This is a genomic window from Streptomyces wedmorensis (genome assembly GCF_000716445.1).
Lineage (GTDB): Bacteria > Actinomycetota > Actinomycetes > Streptomycetales > Streptomycetaceae > Streptomyces > Streptomyces wedmorensis.
Genome location: NZ_JNWK01000062.1, coordinates 1 through 14,613, shown reverse-complemented (window position 1 = coordinate 14,613; position 14,613 = coordinate 1). Strand labels below are relative to the sequence as shown.

At 73.5% G+C, this 14,613-nt stretch carries 12 protein-coding genes; 3 read left to right on the top strand and 9 right to left on the bottom strand.

Going from position 1 to position 14,613, the window contains the following annotated elements; translation table 11 throughout:
- The first annotated feature begins 15 nt into the window (after positions 1–15).
- Entirely contained in the window at positions 16–1,236 is a 1,221-nt protein-coding gene (gene mgt, locus OO54_RS34150; RefSeq protein ID WP_033210305.1) for a macrolide-inactivating glycosyltransferase, read from the top strand.
- Between the two features lie 52 nt (positions 1,237–1,288).
- Here the strand turns inward: mgt and OO54_RS34145 are convergent, their stop codons facing one another.
- The 3 genes from OO54_RS34145 to OO54_RS34135 all read right to left on the bottom strand — a co-directional run bounded on the left by OO54_RS34145 (position 1,289) and on the right by OO54_RS34135 (position 6,506).
- Positions 1,289–3,238, bottom strand: a complete 1,950-nt coding sequence (locus OO54_RS34145) for a family 20 glycosylhydrolase (RefSeq protein ID WP_078905484.1) — start codon at positions 3,236–3,238, stop codon at positions 1,289–1,291.
- 234 nt (positions 3,239–3,472) lie between these two features.
- Positions 3,473–5,761: a protein translocase subunit SecD gene (secD, locus tag OO54_RS34140; protein WP_033210302.1), complete on the bottom strand. Its 2,289-nt coding sequence runs from the start codon at positions 5,759–5,761 to the stop codon at positions 3,473–3,475.
- A gap of 142 nt (positions 5,762–5,903) precedes the next feature.
- On the bottom strand, positions 5,904–6,506 hold the full coding sequence (locus OO54_RS34135; protein WP_033210301.1) for a hypothetical protein: 603 nt from the start codon (positions 6,504–6,506) through the stop codon (positions 5,904–5,906).
- 202 nt (positions 6,507–6,708) lie between these two features.
- Here OO54_RS34135 and OO54_RS34130 point away from each other — a divergent pair, with 202 nt between their 5' ends.
- Positions 6,709–7,380: a lysophospholipid acyltransferase family protein gene (locus OO54_RS34130; RefSeq protein WP_033210300.1), complete on the top strand. Its 672-nt coding sequence runs from the start codon at positions 6,709–6,711 to the stop codon at positions 7,378–7,380.
- Positions 7,381–7,422: 42 nt separating this feature from the next.
- On the opposite strand, the gene OO54_RS34125 is transcribed toward OO54_RS34130, so the two are convergent.
- From OO54_RS34125 to OO54_RS34100, 6 genes are all read right to left on the bottom strand, one after another.
- A complete protein-coding gene (locus tag OO54_RS34125) occupies positions 7,423–8,346 on the bottom strand; it encodes a glutaminase (RefSeq protein WP_033210299.1) in 924 nt (307 codons plus the stop codon).
- Positions 8,343–9,446, bottom strand: coding sequence for an enoyl-CoA hydratase/isomerase family protein (locus tag OO54_RS34120; protein ID WP_418953286.1), 1,104 nt, complete (start codon positions 9,444–9,446; stop codon positions 8,343–8,345). The genes OO54_RS34125 and OO54_RS34120 overlap by 4 nt, the downstream gene beginning before the upstream one ends.
- A gap of 534 nt (positions 9,447–9,980) precedes the next feature.
- Positions 9,981–10,664: a GNAT family N-acetyltransferase gene (locus OO54_RS34115; protein ID WP_033210296.1), complete on the bottom strand. Its 684-nt coding sequence runs from the start codon at positions 10,662–10,664 to the stop codon at positions 9,981–9,983.
- Positions 10,665–10,952: 288 nt separating this feature from the next.
- Entirely contained in the window at positions 10,953–11,666 is a 714-nt protein-coding gene (locus OO54_RS34110; protein ID WP_033210295.1) for a ribonuclease H family protein, read from the bottom strand.
- A gap of 77 nt (positions 11,667–11,743) precedes the next feature.
- Positions 11,744–12,661 carry a phosphatase domain-containing protein gene (locus OO54_RS34105; protein ID WP_157856549.1) on the bottom strand — a complete coding sequence of 306 codons (918 nt, stop codon included), beginning with the start codon at positions 12,659–12,661 and terminating at the stop codon, positions 11,744–11,746.
- A 2-nt stretch (positions 12,662–12,663) separates the two neighbouring features.
- Positions 12,664–13,872, bottom strand: a complete 1,209-nt coding sequence (locus OO54_RS34100; RefSeq protein ID WP_033210294.1) for an RNA ligase — start codon at positions 13,870–13,872, stop codon at positions 12,664–12,666.
- 203 nt (positions 13,873–14,075) lie between these two features.
- Here OO54_RS34100 and OO54_RS46535 point away from each other — a divergent pair, with 203 nt between their 5' ends.
- Positions 14,076–14,477, top strand: coding sequence for a hypothetical protein (locus tag OO54_RS46535; RefSeq protein ID WP_033210293.1), 402 nt, complete (start codon positions 14,076–14,078; stop codon positions 14,475–14,477).
- Positions 14,478–14,613: the final 136 nt, after the last annotated feature.

Here is a 14,613-nt window from a genome sequence, read left to right as displayed (position 1 = left end):
GCTTAAGGTGGCGTCATGACCACCGCATCCCCCGCGCACATCGCCATGTTCTCCATCGCCGCACACGGCCACGTGAACCCCAGCCTGGAGGTCATCCGCGAGCTCGTCGCCCGCGGCCACCGGGTCAGTTACGCCGTCCCCGCCTCGTTCGCGGAGAAGGTCGCCGAGACCGGGGCGGACCCCGTCGTCTACACGTCCACACTGCCGACCGACGACGACCCGGACGCCTGGGGCACGGAGCTGATCGACAACCTCGAACCGTTCCTGGCCGACGCCGTGCAGGCACTCCCCCAGCTGGCGGACGCCTTCGACGGGGACCGCCCCGACCTCGTCCTGCACGACATCACGTCGTACCCGGCGCCCGTCCTGGCCCACACGTGGGGAGTGCCCGCACTGTCGCTGTGGCCGAACCTCGTGCCGTGGGAGGGCTACGAGGAGGAGGTCGCGGAACCGACGTTCGCCGAGCTCAAGGCGTCACCGCGCGGCAAGGCCTACTACGCGAGGTTCGAGGAGTGGCTCGCCGGCCACGGGATCGACACCCACCCCGACCGGTTCGTCGCCCGCCCCCGCCGTGCCGTCGTGCTCATCCCGAAGGCCCTCCAGCCGCACGCCGACCGGGTCGACGAGTCCGTGTACCGCTTCGTCGGCGCCTGCCAGGGCGCACGGGCCGACCAGGGCGAGTGGCGGCGGCCGACGGGCGCGGGGAAGGTGCTCCTCGTCTCGCTGGGGTCCTCCTTCACCAAGCAGCCCGGCTTCTACCGCGACTGCGTCGAGGCGTTCGGCGGCCTCCCGGACTGGCATGTCGTCCTGCAGATCGGGAAGTTCGTCGACCCGGCCGAGCTCGGCGACCTGCCCGCCAACGTCGAGGCGCACGCCTGGGTGCCGCAGCTCGCGATCCTCCGCGAGGCCGACGCGTTCATCACGCACGCGGGCGCGGGCGGCAGCCAGGAGGGCCTCGCCACCGCCACCCCGATGGTCGCGGTGCCGCAGGCCGTCGACCAGTTCGGGAACGCCGCGATGCTGGAGTCGCTCGGCGTGGCCCGGCACCTGCCCATGGAGGAGGTGAGCCCCGCCCGGCTGCGCGAGGCGGTGCTCGCCCTGGTCGACGACCCCGAAGTGGCCCGCCGCGCACGGGAGATCCAGGAGTCGATGGCCCGCGAGGGCGGCACGCGCCGCGCCGCGGACCTCGTCGAGGCCGAACTCGGCGCGCCCTCGCTCCGGGCCTCGGAGCGGTAGGCCCTGAACACCAGGGCCCACCGCCGCCGAGGGAACCGTCACGCGTCCGGTGCTAGACCTCGGTCGGCGCGTAGACCTCGAACTCGTACAGGGAGAAGCCGAACTGGGTGGCCCGCGCCGTTCCCTGCATGCGGACGTAGCGGCCGGAGCCGGAGAGGCCGGTCAGGTCGTCGGTGCCGCCGTCACCTGTGGTGGTGGTGTGGATGGTCGTCCATGTGGTGGCGTCGTTCGACGTCTGGATCCTGTAGCCCGAGGCGTACGCCGTCTCCCAGGACAACTTGACGCGCCCGATCTGCCGTGCCGTTCCGAGATCCACGGTGATCCACTCGTTGTCGGAGTAGCCGCTGGACCAGCGTGAGAAGTAGTCGCCGTCCACCGCGTTCACGCCGAGCAGGTTCGCCGTCTCGGCGCTGGAGACGGTGACCGGCTTGTTCGCGGCGAGGTTCCCGACCTGGACCGACGTCGTCCAGGCGGGGTTGCGGCCGATCGTGTTGATCACCGGGACGAAATTCGACCAGGGAGTCACCGCCTTCGGCGAGCCCCAGGTCTGTTGGGCCAGCATCCGCAGCCCCTGTTTGATGTCGGAGGCGATGCGCTCCTCGGTGGCCACGTCGGGGTGGTCGCACCAGACGTGGATCTTCGAGCCGAGGTTCTTGGACTTCGACGCCTTGGTGATGGCCTGGTCGCCCTGGAACAGGTCGGGGTTCCACGTGTCGTAGCCCCACTGGCTGGACGGGCCGCCCGGGCCGCCGGCGTGGAGCACGTAGTACGTCGGGGTCCAGCTCTCGTTGGAGATCAGGTGCCCGGCGTCGATGTGCGCCTGCGGCGATTTGCCGTAGTCGTACCAGAACTCGAGGATGACGTCGGTGTCGACGGTGACCGCGACGCCACCGCCGATGCCGTCGTTCCAGGCGCGGGCGGTCTTGCCGGCCGCGCGGACGATCCCGTCGGCCCAGTTGACGAAGCCGAGATAGGCGTCCTTGCCGATGGCATCGGCGCCGTAGGCGGCCTTGGCATACTGCTCCAGCTGCGGGTGGGCACTGTAGTCGATGTGGTACTCGTCGGCGCCGATGTGGAAGTACGGGCCGGGGAACAGCGGCAGGTACTCGTCGTACAGGTCCTTGATCAGCGCGTACGCCGCGGGCTTGGACAGGTCGATGTACGAGTTCTGCACCACACCCGTGTCGCTGACCAGCTTCAGCTCGGGGTGGGCGGCCAGGATCGGGGCCATGTGGCCCGGCGCGTCGATCTCCGGCACGATCGTGATCTTGTACCGTGCGGCGAGCGCGACGAGATCCCGCACCTCCTGCTTCGTCAGATGCTCCGCCGACACGATCTCCGGGTGCGAGCCGCTCTCGATCCGGAAGCCCTTGTCGTCCGACAGGTGCAGGTGGAAGTAGTTCATCTTCAGATAGGCCAGTTCCTTCACGTGATCCCGCAGCCACTGCGGCGTGAAGTACTTGCGTCCGTTGTCCACCATCAGACCGCGCTCCGGCTTGAGCGGCCAGTCCCGCGCCGTACCCCGCGGGATCGACGACCCCTGCTTGAGCAGTTGAAGCACGGTCCGGGTGCCGTAGAACGCACCCCGGTCGTCACGAGCGCTGATAGTGATCCTGTCGGTGACGGAGAGCGCGTAACCCTCGGCGCCGAGCTGGCTGTCGGTCGAGCCGAGCGACAGGAAGATGTCGCCGGTCCGCAGGTCGGCGGCGGTGCCGGTCGACCGGGCGACCGTAAGGCCGGACAGGGCCCGCAGGTCATCGGCGAACACCTCACTGGTCGACGCCAGGGCCGGAGCGTGTGCGGTCGACGACACGATCCGCGTGGCGCCCGTGAACGTGAACGAGCCGGTACCGCCGGTCCACTGCTGCAGTGCGGGGATGGTCAGGGGCTTCGGATTCGCCGCCTGCCGCGCGGCGACCGGTCCGGCCGAAACCGAAACGGCGAGGACCAGACCGACAAGCGCGGCCGGCGCGCCACAGGACAACAATCGCAGGAGTCTCATCGGAACCTCGATGGGAGTAGGGAGGGGACCCACCACGAGCAGAAGTGCTGGTATGGACCAATGGTCTACACCACTCGACCAGTGCAGCGGCTTGTCGGGCCCACGTCAAGAGTTGGGCGACAGGCGGTACGCCCGGCCCGGCCCGGGCGGCGGCCCGTCGCTCCGCGGGGCAGAGGACGGGCCGCCGCCCAGAGGGCGTCCGAGACGCACCCCCTAGGGCCTCCCACCGCGCGGTCAGACCACGGCACCCGCGCGTCGGCGAGGTGCGGTGGGTGCCGGGGCCGGGTGGCGTGCCTCCAGGACGACGGCGAGGGGCATCGCCGTGAAGACGGTGGACGCCATGCCGAGGACGACGCCGGCGAGCAGCGCGACGGAGAAGTCCGTGAGCGAGTCGCCGCCCAGGACGGCGAGCGCCACGAGGACGAAGAGCGCCCCCATGCCGGTGTTGACCGTACGGGGAAGGGTCTGGGCCACGGCACGGTCGGCGAGGTCCGCGAGCGGGACGCCGCCGCCGCGCCGGCGCAGTTCCCGCAGCCTGTCGAGGACGACGACCGAATCGTTGACCGAGTAGCCCACGACGGTCAGCAGCGCGGCCAGGAACACGCTGTCGAACGGTTTGCCCAGCCAGGCGAACAGACCGACCACGAGCAGGACGTCCTGGGTCATCGCGGCCACCGCCGCCGTCGCGTACGTCCAGCGGAACCGTACGGTCAGGTAGAGGAGTTGGGCCGCGACGGCCAGGCCGAGGGCGAGCAGGGCATGGGTGCGCAGCTCGCCGCCCAGGCTCGGTCCGATCAGGTCGTCGCGCTCGACGGTCACCGGGCCCGCGACGCCGGTGAGCGCCTCGCGGATGTCCCGCTGCTCGTCGTCGCCGGTCTCGCGGACCCGGACCGACACGTCGGAGTCGCCGTCGCCGGTCGTCTGCACGACGGCGTCGGGGAAGCCCGCGGCGGCGATCGCCGTACGGGCCGCGTCGGCGTCCACCGGTCGTTCCGCCGCGTACTGCACGACGCGGCCACCGGTGAACTCGACGCCGAACTCCACGCCCCGGACGCCGATTCCCGCGAGGGCCACGAGGAGGAGCCCGGCGCAGCCGGTGAGCCAGCGGCGGCGGTGCGCCATCACGCGCGGGGCCCGGCGGGACAGCCGGGTCCGCAGCCGACCGGGCGAGGCGATGCCCGTGAGCTCCGGGCGTCGGCGCACGGCCGGGAGGCGCAGGGCCGCGTCGGCGAGCAGGCGGGTGATCACCATCGCGGTGAGGACCGAGGTCACGACGCCGATCGCGAGCGTCACGCCGAAGCCCTTGACCGGGCCCGTGGCGAAGGCGAACAGCAGGCCGGCCGCGAGCAACGTGGTGACGTGGGAGTCGGCGACGGCGCTCCACACCTTGCCGAACGCCACCGTCACCGGGCGTCGGAGGTCGCGTCCTGCGGCCCGGCCGAGGGCCGCGTACTCCTCCCTCGCCCGTTCGAAGACCAGCACGTTGGCGTCCACGGCGATGCCGACGGCCAGGACGAATCCGGCGAGCCCGGGCAGGGTGAGGGTGGCGCCCAGGGCGACCACGGCGGCGTACGAGATCAGCCCGTACAGCAGGAGGGCGACGGTGGCGAGCACGCCGAGGAGGCGGTAGACCACCATGACGAAGAGCCCGGTGCAGGCCAGGCCGATCGCCGCGGCCAGCGCGCTGGCCCTGATCGCCTCGGCGCCGAGCGTCGGGCCCACGGTGCTCTGTTCGACCGTCGTCACCGGCACGGGCAGCGCGCCGCCCTGGACGAGGGCCGCGAGGTCACGCGCCTCCTGCGCCGAGAACCCGCCGGTGATCTGCGCGGAGCCGCCTCCGATGCCCGCCCCGCAGGGGACTCCGGCCTGCATGCCGGGGGCGGAGACGATCCGGTCGTCCAGCACGATCGCGACCCTGCGGGCCGGGTCGGCGGGCTGCGCGCAGGCGGCGTCGCCGGTCAGCCGCGCCCAGCCGTCCGCCGCCCCGTCACGGAAGGACAGGTCGACCGTCCAGCCACGCCCGTTGGCCGTGTCGAGCACGGCTTCGGCGTTCTCGACGCCGTCGCCGGTGAGCGCGGGCGCCGACAGGGCGAGGAAGCGGCCCGGCGCGTCGGGGTCGGCCAGGACGCGCTTCCCGTCCGCGCCGGCCGGCCCGGCCGGTCCCCCGGCCTCTCCGGTGACGGCGTGGAAGGTGAGCTGCGCGGTACGGCCGATCACCTCGGCCGCCTCGCGCGGGTCGCGGAGGCCGGGCAGTTCGACGACGATGCGCCGCTCCCCCGCCCGGGCGAGCGAGGGCTCCGCGACGCCCAGGCCGTCGACGCGCTTCCGCAGCACCTCCAGGGCGCGGTCGGTGGCCGCGGCGTCGGCGCGGGTGGTGGGTCCGTCCTCGGTCTGGAGGACGATGCGGGTCCCGCCCCTGAGGTCGAGTCCGAGGCGGGGTGCGGTGGTCAGGGCGATCCAGAGGGAGAGCGCGACGACGGCGAGCGCGAGGAGCGCGCGCCGGAGCGCGGAACGAGCGGTCATGGGTACTCCACAGGCAGCGCACGGATCCGGCGGGCGCCCCCGCGGGGGAGCCTGCGCCGTCCGTGCCGGACGTACGGTCGGATGCGCGCCGCCGACCTGTCCGAGGGCATGCCGATGCCCCGGACGACGACGCGGGAGAACGTCAGTCGTGCCGGGGAGAGGGAGGTCCGCGCGGATCCCGCGGCCCACGGGGGCCGCCGGGCGGCGCCCGCTCGCGGCGCGGATCGCCCGCCAGGACTCCGCGCGGGGGTACGGGAACGTCGACGGGCACGGCGGCCGGGGTCGCGGGGGCCGGCGGGAACCTCAGCGGGTTCTCGACGGCCGCCGACAGCCGTACGACGGCGGTGTCCCCGACGTGCGGCTCCAGCGGTGTGAGGTGGTGGGCTGCCGACGCCTTCGGAACGGCCGGCGCGCCTCCGGCCGGGGTGCTGCCGGTGGGTGCGCCTGTTGCCGCGCTTGCGGCTGCGCCTCCGGGCAGGGTGCCGCCGGTCGGTGCGCCCGCGGCCTGGGTGCTCGGTGCCGGGGTGCTGCCGGTCGGCGTGCCCGCGGCCTGGACACTCGCGGCCTGGGTGCGCACGACCGGTGTGCTCACGACGGGTGTACTTGCGGCGGCGCTGCGGGCCGTCGCGCTCGCGGCCGTCGTCGTGACGGCCGTCGTGGCGGACGGTGCGAGCAGGACGAGGGACCAGATCGCCCAGAGCAGCGCGGGCAGGAGGGCCGCGAGCCATCGTGGAGAACGCTTCACCGCCCCGCCCCTCCCCCCCCTCTGGTCAGTCGTGCCGCCGTCCGTCCGGCTCAGCGTAGACCGGGGGTCTCCGGGGCCGGGCACCCGGCCCCGTACACAGGGCGGTTGGGTACGCGGGTGAGTACGCGTGCTCATCCCCGACCCCCACGGCGCGGCGACGATGGTCGGGTCAGCGCATCCTTCCCGTAGTCAGGGGCCGTCCGTGCTCAGTCGAATCGCCGCCCGTGTCGTGCCGTTGTTCGGCCGGCTGACCGTCACCGCCGACGCGGGGGCCCGCATCGAGCCCGGCAGCATCCTGGTCGCGAACCACACGTCGACGGCCGACCCCGCGCTCGTCCTGGCCGCGCTCCGCAGGGGACCGGCCGTGGAGCCGGTCGTGCTCGCCACGGCGGGGCTGTGGCGCGTCCCGGTGCTCGGCAGGGCACTGACCCGCGAAGGACACGTACCGGTCCACCGGAACTCGGCACGGGCCGCCGCCGCACTCGACGCCGCCGCCGTCGCGCTCGCCTCGGGCCGGCACGTGATGCTGTACGCCGAGGGGCGCATCCCGCCGCGCCGTGACGCCGCCGAGAACCCGCCCGAGATGTTCCGTACCGGACTGGCCCGGCTCGCCCGCGCCACCGGCGCGCAGGTCGTGCCGATCGGCCAGGCGGGCGCCCGGCGGATCACCTCGGGCAGCCGCGCGAAGCAGATCGCCGGGCTCCTCACGGCTCCCGTCCGCAGACCCGACCTCCACGTCCACATCGGCTCGCCGCTCCGCCTCCCCGACGACGTCGCCGCCGCGACCCTCCTCGCCCACGGCGCCGTCACCGAGGCCTGGCGGACGGCGGCCGGCGCCCTGGGCGAACCGGCCGCGCTCGGCGACGCCGCATAGGCCGGGGAACGGCCGGTCCGGCCGCCCGCTCCCGAGGCCGGGTCAGAAGACGGACAGGCCGGTGATGGTCGTGAAGCGGTCGAGGGCGGTGACGCCGGCGACCGAGTTGCCGCGGGCGTCGAGGCCGGGGCTCCAGACGCAGAGGGTGCAGCGGCCGGGGACGACGGCGACGACGGCTCCGCCGACGCCGCTCTTGCCGGGGAGGCCGACGCGGTAGGCGAAGTCGCCGGCGGCGTCGTAGGTGCCGCAGGTGAGCATGACGGCGTTGATCTGCTTGGCCTGACTGCGGGTCAGCAGGCGGGTGCCGTCGGCTCGGAGGCCGTGCCGGGCGAGGAAGCCGGTGGCGAGGGCGAGGTCGGCGCAGGAGGCTTCGAGGGAGCACTGCCGGAAGTACTCGCGCAGCAGGTCGGGGACGGGGCCCGTGATGTTGCCGTAGGAGGCCATGAAGTGGGCGAGGGCCGCGTTGCGGTCGCCGTGCGCGGCCTCCGACGCGGCGACGCCGGGGTCGAAGCCGAGGTCGGGGTTGCCGCTCTCCGCGCGGAGGAAGGCGAGCAGGCTGCCGGAGGCGTCGCCGGTGAGGCGGTGCAGGCGGTCGGTGACGACGAGGGCGCCGGCGTTGATGAACGGGTTGCGCGGGATGCCGTGTTCGTACTCCAGCTGCACGAGGGAGTTGAAGGGGTCGCCGGAGGGTTCCCTGCCGACGTGGGCCCAGAGGTCGTCGCCCTCCCCCGCGAGGGCGAGCGCGAGGGTGAAGACCTTGGTGACGGACTGGGTGGAGAACGGGTGCTGCCAGTCCCCCACCCCGTAGACGGTGCCGTCGAGTTCGGCGACGGCCATGCCGAAGCGGTGCGGGTCGCCCGCGGCGAGGGCCGGGATGTAGTCGGCGGGCGTGCCCCGGTCGGCGAGTTCCGCGATCTCCTCGGCGATGCGGTCGAGGACGGGCCCGAAGGAGGTGTCCGTGGTCATGCCCGGTCTCGGGCGTCCCGGTCCGCCGCCGTCGGCAGGGTGTCCGCCGGCGCGGTGGCCGCGAGGCCGAGGTCGCCGCCGGGCGGTGCCGTGAAGTACCGGGCGACGTCCGCCGCGGTGACCTCGGCGAGCGTGGGCGGGGTCCAGCGCGGGTCGCGGTCCTTGTCGACGACCTGGGCGCGGATGCCCTCGACGAGGTCGGGCGTGGTCAGTGCGGCGCAGGAGGCCCGGAACTCCAGGTCCAGGACCTCTTCCAGGGTGCCGAGCCCGCGGGCGCGGCGGATGGCCGCGAGCGTGGCCTTGAGGGCCGTCGGGGACTTCGCGAGCAGGGTGGTGGCGGCTTCCTTGGCGGCGGGGTCGCCGATGTCGAAGAGCCGCTCGACGACGGTCTCCACGTCCTCGGCGCCGTAGCAGGCGTCGATCCACTGCCGCTGTTCGGCGAGGACGCCGGGCGGGGGCGTCGCCGTGTGGCGGGCGACGGCCTCCGCGGCCGGCAGGAGCGTCAGGTCCCGGGCGAGGGCGGTCAGTTCGGTGGACGGGACGAAGTGGTCGGCGAGACCGGTGAGGAGCGCGTCGGCCGCGCCGACGACTCCTCCGGTGAGGGCGAGATGGGTGCCGAGCTCGCCGGGGGCGCGCCCGAGGAGGTACGTACCGCCGACGTCGGGGACGAAGCCGATGCCGGTCTCCGGCATGGCCACCTTGGAGCGCTCGGTGACGACGCGGACGGAGCCGTGCGCGGAGACGCCGACGCCGCCGCCCATGACGATGCCGTCCATGAGGGCCACGTACGGCTTGGGATAGCGGGCGATCCGCGCGTTGAGCCGGTACTCGTCCCGCCAGAAGGCCGCGGAGGCCGAGCCTCCGGCGCGCGCGTCCTCGTGGATCGCCCGGATGTCGCCGCCCGCGCACAGGCCCCGCTCGCCCGCTCCTTCGATCACGACCGTGGTGATCTCGGGGTCGTGCTCCCACTCCGTGAGCGCGCCGTCGACGGCGAGGACCATGGCGTGGGTGAGCGCGTTGATGGCGCGGGGCCGGTTCAGGGTGACGAACCCGGCACGGCCCTCCGTCCGGAGGAGTACGTCGGGGGTTCCGGTCGGCACGATCACTCGGTCCTTTCGGGTGGCGCTGCTCGCTGTCCCGGTCACCGTACCGGGCGGCCCCGGGCACGGAGCGGGCGGAGCCCGTCGGCGCGGGAAGGGGCGGGGAGCGGGCCGTGGAACGGCCGGGGAACCGGCCGGACCGGGGCCGGAGAACGCACTGGAGCGGTGGGGAGGCACGACCCGGGCGTGAGGGGGGCCGGGGTTCGGGCGGGGGGCTCCGGAGGAGGCTCTGGCAGGGGGCGAGCCGCGGTCGGGGCCGGGCTCGGGTGGGGGCCGGGCGTGGTCGGCCGGCCCGGTGGGTCAGGGGCGGGAAGGACTCATCCGCTTCTCGCGGATCCTGATTGCACGGTGCACGGCCTGGTAGCGACCGCTACTCCGCATCCTCACGCGAGTCCTTCCCGTCACTTCCATGGAACCACCCGTGCGACGGGCGCGCTAGCGCCCGCCGGGGCCCGCACGAACCGGCTCCGCCCCGGCCGCGCGGCGGAGGTACGCCGGGCGGCCGGGGCGGGGCGACGGAGCACCGCGGGGGGGTCAGGCCGGGAGCAGGTCCTGGGGGATCCGCACCTGGCGGGGGGTGGACATGCGGAGCTCGATGATGTCCCGGACCGTGGGCCATTCCTCGTCGAGGATCGAGTAGAAGGCCGTGTCGCGGACGGCTCCGTCGAGGCCCCGCGAGTGGGCCCGGCGGACGCCTTCGCAGGTGGCTCCGAGCCGTTCGATCGCCACGCGTGAGCGGGTGTTGCGGGCGTCGGCGCGCAGCGTGATGCGGCGGACACCCCAGGCTTCGAAGGCGTGCCGGAGCATGAGGTACTTGGCCTCGGTGTTGATGCCGGTCCCCCGGGCGGCACCGGAGATCCACGTGTTCCCGATCTCGGCCGCGTCGGGGACCGCGGTCAGCGGATCACCGTGGGGCATGCCCGGGACGGGGGGCCAGACGAGCGGTCCCCGCCAGTAGTCGAGTTCGAGGAATCGGGTCGAACCGATGACTCGTTCGTCGGCCGTACTGACCAGGGCGAAGGGCAGGCACCGGCCTGCCGCCTGATCGGATAGGGCACGGGCGATGTAGTCGAGGGCCGATTCGAAGCCGTCGGGTACGGGGGTGAAGGCGTAGGCCGATCGGTCCGCCCCGCCGGCCCGGGCGAGGGCTTCGGCGTGCCGCATCGCCAGCGGCTCCAGGCGCACGGAGCGCCCGGTCAGGAGAACAGGTACTGGCACGGAACCTCGGGTCTTTCACGGGCAGGGAAAGCTCCCGCAGCGGAGAGGCCGCGGCGGCAGCAGGAGGGAGGTTCTCGCCGGGTGCCGATCACGTCGTGAGAGCGACATAAGAGCAGGTAAAACGGTTCGTCACCAGGTGCGAGGAGGAACAGTATGCAGCCACAACCGCTCCGAGAACAGAACCCAGGACGAACCCGCGCCCACACGTGGGTGAAGCCTGCCGCACACCCCGTTTCGGCGGTCTCACGAGCCGGACGGGGCCGCCCGCCAGTCGGACGGCCCCCGCCTTCAGACGCAGGTGGGATGGCCCCAGCCGTCGGGATTCCTGGCGATGGTCTCGCCCTTTTCGTAGGCCTTGCCGCAGCGGCAGCGGCCGGGAAACTTCGCCTTGAGGGTGCCGCCGGACGGGCGACTCCGGCGGGCGGAGGAGGCTGAGGAGGACGAGGCCGACCCCGACGCGGAACGGGCCGGAGCGGAGGTGCGCGCCCGGGGCGCGAAGGCGCGCGTGGGCGCTTCCGGCGGGGGCAGCGGTGCGCCGGTCTCGGAGCCCGTGGGCTCCTGGGTGCGGGCGGTGTGGCTGGCCGCGCGGTCGGCGGCGTCGTTGAGGGGGTCGCCGTCGACCTGGTGGGCGGGGACGTAGACGAAGGCCACGTCGCGGCCGGTGAGCAGCTCGTCGATGCGCACGACGAGTTCCTTGTTGGCGACGGGGCTGCCCGAGGAGGTCTTCCAGCCCTTGCGGCGCCAGCCGGGCAGCCAGGTCGTGACGGCCTTCATGGCGTACTGCGAGTCCATCCGGACCTCGGTCGGCACTCCGGGGTCGAGGGCTTCGAGGAGCCGTTCCAGGGCCGTGAGTTCCGCCACGTTGTTGGTCGCCCGGCCCAGCGGCCCCGCCTCCCAGCGGTCGATCCCGCCGTCGGGGCGGCCGATGACCCATGCCCAGGCCGCGGGGCCGGGGTTTCCCTTCGACGCGCCGTCGCACGCCGCGATGATCTTTTGCACCATCCCACGATCCTGACATGGTCACGGGGGTGGACCGCCCCACCCCCGTGACCTGCCGGAGCGTTCCGGCCCGCCTCCGGTCAGAAGGCGCCGTAGTTGACCTGCCAGGTGGGCAGGCCCATGCGGCGCCAGAGGGCGACGACGCGGTCGCGGTCGTCGAGGGAGACGCGGACGGCGTACCGGTGGCGCACGTGGGCGTCGAAGAGCTCCGCCTTCACGATGTCGTCGCTGCGGCCGTCGCCCGAGGCCCGCATCCACAGCTCGTCGTACGGGACCTCGTGCCGGGCCAGCCACGCCTCGGTGAGGGGGCGGTGGTCCTCGCTGCGACCGGACAGCAGGACGATCCGGTCGCGCTCGGCGTGCCGGAAGGCGCGCAGGGCGTCCCGTACGGAGGGGTTGAGGAGGTCCTCGTCGCAGCGCGTGAAGTCGTACGGGCCCCGGTCGCCGCGCAGGGCGAGGGTGCCGTCGATGTCGCACATGACGGCCGACGGGAGCGACGGGTCGGCGACGTAGGGCACGCCGGCGGGCCGGTCGTTGAGCCAGTCCGCGGTGAGGCGCCAGCCGCCGCGGGTGGCCTTGGCGTGCTTGTCCGCGAGGAGGCGGATGATCTCCTCGCCGACGGGCCGGTCGCGGGCGGCGTCGCGGCGGACGCACTCGTCGACGGGCACGTCCGTGAAGTCGTGGACGACGAAGGTGGCCGCCCGGCCGGTGAGGGCTGCCTTGAGCCGCTTCGGGATGTGCGGGGTCAGGTGGGTGTTGTCGACGACGACGTCGAAGCCGTCGTCGACGGCCGCGCGGACGGCGGCGTCCTGGATGCCCAGCACGGTCTGCTCGTGCCCGTGGGAGCGCCCGCGGTCGGCCGCCGGGAGGTCGAGCATGGAGCGCAGGTCGTCGAGGTTGACGCGGCGCACGCGTCCCTCGGCGGCGGCCTGGAGGGCGCGGGCGGCCGTCGTCTTCCCGGAGGCCGGGAGGCCGGTCATGACGTGGACGACAGGCACGGTCAGTTCTCCTCGTCGTGGGTGAAGGGGTCGGTGGCGTCGGGACGGAGCTGACGCCACACGAGGAGGTCCGTGGGGCGCCCGTCGAGGCGCAGGAAGAGGGCTGCTCGGAGCCCCCGGTCGGGCACGCCCGCGGCGGCGCGGGCGAAGGCGGCCCGGTCACCGGCGAGGTGCGCCAGGCGAGTGTAGGCCTCGTCGACGGCCCGCTCGCGCCGGTCCGCCTCCTCTTCGAGGCGCGCGACGACCTCGCGCACCCAGGCGTCGAACTCGTCCGGGACCTGTTCGAGGAGGGCGTCGAGGGGCTTTCCGCCGGAGGCCTCCACGTCGGCGACGGCGCAGCCGATGCCGTTGGCCAGCCGGGCCGCGGGCACGGCGGCGAAGCGCTGGATGCCGTGGCCGCGCCAGATGTCCCGCTCGGTGACGCCGGTGAGCACCTTGTGGAGGCGCACGTACTCGGTGAGCTTCGCCTTGGCGCGCAGGCCGGAGGCGAAGCGCAGCACGAAGCCCTCGGCGTCGGTGCCGGTGGCCGGTACGCCGCCGGGGAGGGTGTTGGACTCCGTCAGGGCGGTGAGTTCGGCGACGCTCATGGCGGGCCAGGTGCGCACGACCGAGCCGATGGGCCGCCAGGCGGCGGCCGCCTCGGCGAGCGCGATCTCCGTGCCGTCCCGGTCGAAGGCGGCGAGCAGGACCAGGTCCCGCCGGTCGCCGTAGTTCACGACGATCCGGTTGTGCGGGTGGAGGATCTCGGCGAGGTACGTGACGCCCGGCGCCAGGCCCGAGGTGTCGGCGGCGTCCAGGTGGCGCTGCGCCCAGCCCGCCTGGGCGCTGGTGAAGGAGCCCTTGGAGGCGGCGTGCCAGCGGTCCTCGTAGTGGAAGATCACGCCGAGGCTGCCGTCGACCTTGTCGTACACCTCGAAGGGTTCGTCGGGCAGCGGCGGCGCGTAGGGGCGGCCGGTGGCGTGTTCGGACAGGTTGAAGAACTTGGGGAGGGGGAGGGCGACGATCCGGCCGGTGGCGTCGTCGGCCACGAGGCCGCGGCAGCGCGTGGTGGCCAGGTTCCAGTGCTGGGCGTACTGGCACGCGCGCGTGTACGTGTAGATCGACAGCGGCAGCTCGGGGTGGCGCTTCCGTGTGATGTGCCCCTCCTCGAGTGCGTCGGTCAGCTCGTCGGACGGCATCAGGTCGTGCAGAGTCAGGGTCGCCTGGCTCATGGGGTCCCTCCCGGTTGTTCGGTGATCCATTCTCGGGCCGAACAGTCCCGGGAGGACAGCGAATATCCGGCGCGCGGGGCCTTCGTGGACCCCGTTCGGGCCCGGACGGCGGGCTCCCGATCCCGGGCGTGTCGGTGATGCCCCGTAGACTCGCCGTCGCCCCGTCGGTGACGGAACCGGCGCAGTCGAAGGAAGCGAGCCCCATGAACCACGCGGACGGCACGGCACCGATCTACGCCGAGCTCATACGGGAGCGGGGGGATGTTCCGGGTGACGTCCGCCAGGTCGCCGAGGAGGTTCTGCGGGACCTGAGCCGGGTCATCCAGCTGCCGCCGCAGGGCGTTCCCGCGCCGCAGGCGCCCGTCGCCCACGCCGGTGTCGGCGGGCAGGTCGCCGTCGCCGGCCCCCAGGGAGGCATGGGTCAGGGCCTCATGGGTCCCGGGGGCATGGGGCCGGGTGGCATGGGGCCGGGGCCTGGTGGCATGGGCCCTGGTGGCATGGGCCCTGGCGGCCTGAGCCCGAACGGCATGGGTCAGGGCGCCGCCGTGATGGCCCACCCGCAGCCCGGCGCCGCCGTCATGCCGCACCGCCCCCAGCTCCCCTAGGGCCTGTCCGGCGGATCAGGGCCGGACAGGCCCTAGATGTATTGATCACGAGCGTTGTTGACACTGGTCTGGTCTTGAACATGGCGAAGACCTCCGGTGTGGTGGGAGCTGTCTAGGAACTCACCTCACGGAGGTC

Excerpts from the sequence above, each read along its gene's own strand:
- mgt (WP_033210305.1), top strand. The coding sequence starts at position 16 with ATGACCACCGCATCCCCCGCGCACATCGCCATGTTCTCCATCGCCGCA.
- OO54_RS34145 (WP_078905484.1), bottom strand. The coding sequence starts at position 3,238 with ATGAGACTCCTGCGATTGTTGTCCTGTGGCGCGCCGGCCGCGCTTGTC.
- secD (WP_033210302.1), bottom strand. The coding sequence starts at position 5,761 with ATGACCGCTCGTTCCGCGCTCCGGCGCGCGCTCCTCGCGCTCGCCGTC.
- OO54_RS34125 (WP_033210299.1), bottom strand. The coding sequence starts at position 8,346 with ATGACCACGGACACCTCCTTCGGGCCCGTCCTCGACCGCATCGCCGAG.
- OO54_RS34110 (WP_033210295.1), bottom strand. The coding sequence starts at position 11,666 with ATGGTGCAAAAGATCATCGCGGCGTGCGACGGCGCGTCGAAGGGAAAC.
- OO54_RS34100 (WP_033210294.1), bottom strand. The coding sequence starts at position 13,872 with ATGAGCCAGGCGACCCTGACTCTGCACGACCTGATGCCGTCCGACGAG.
- OO54_RS46535 (WP_033210293.1), top strand. The coding sequence starts at position 14,076 with ATGAACCACGCGGACGGCACGGCACCGATCTACGCCGAGCTCATACGG.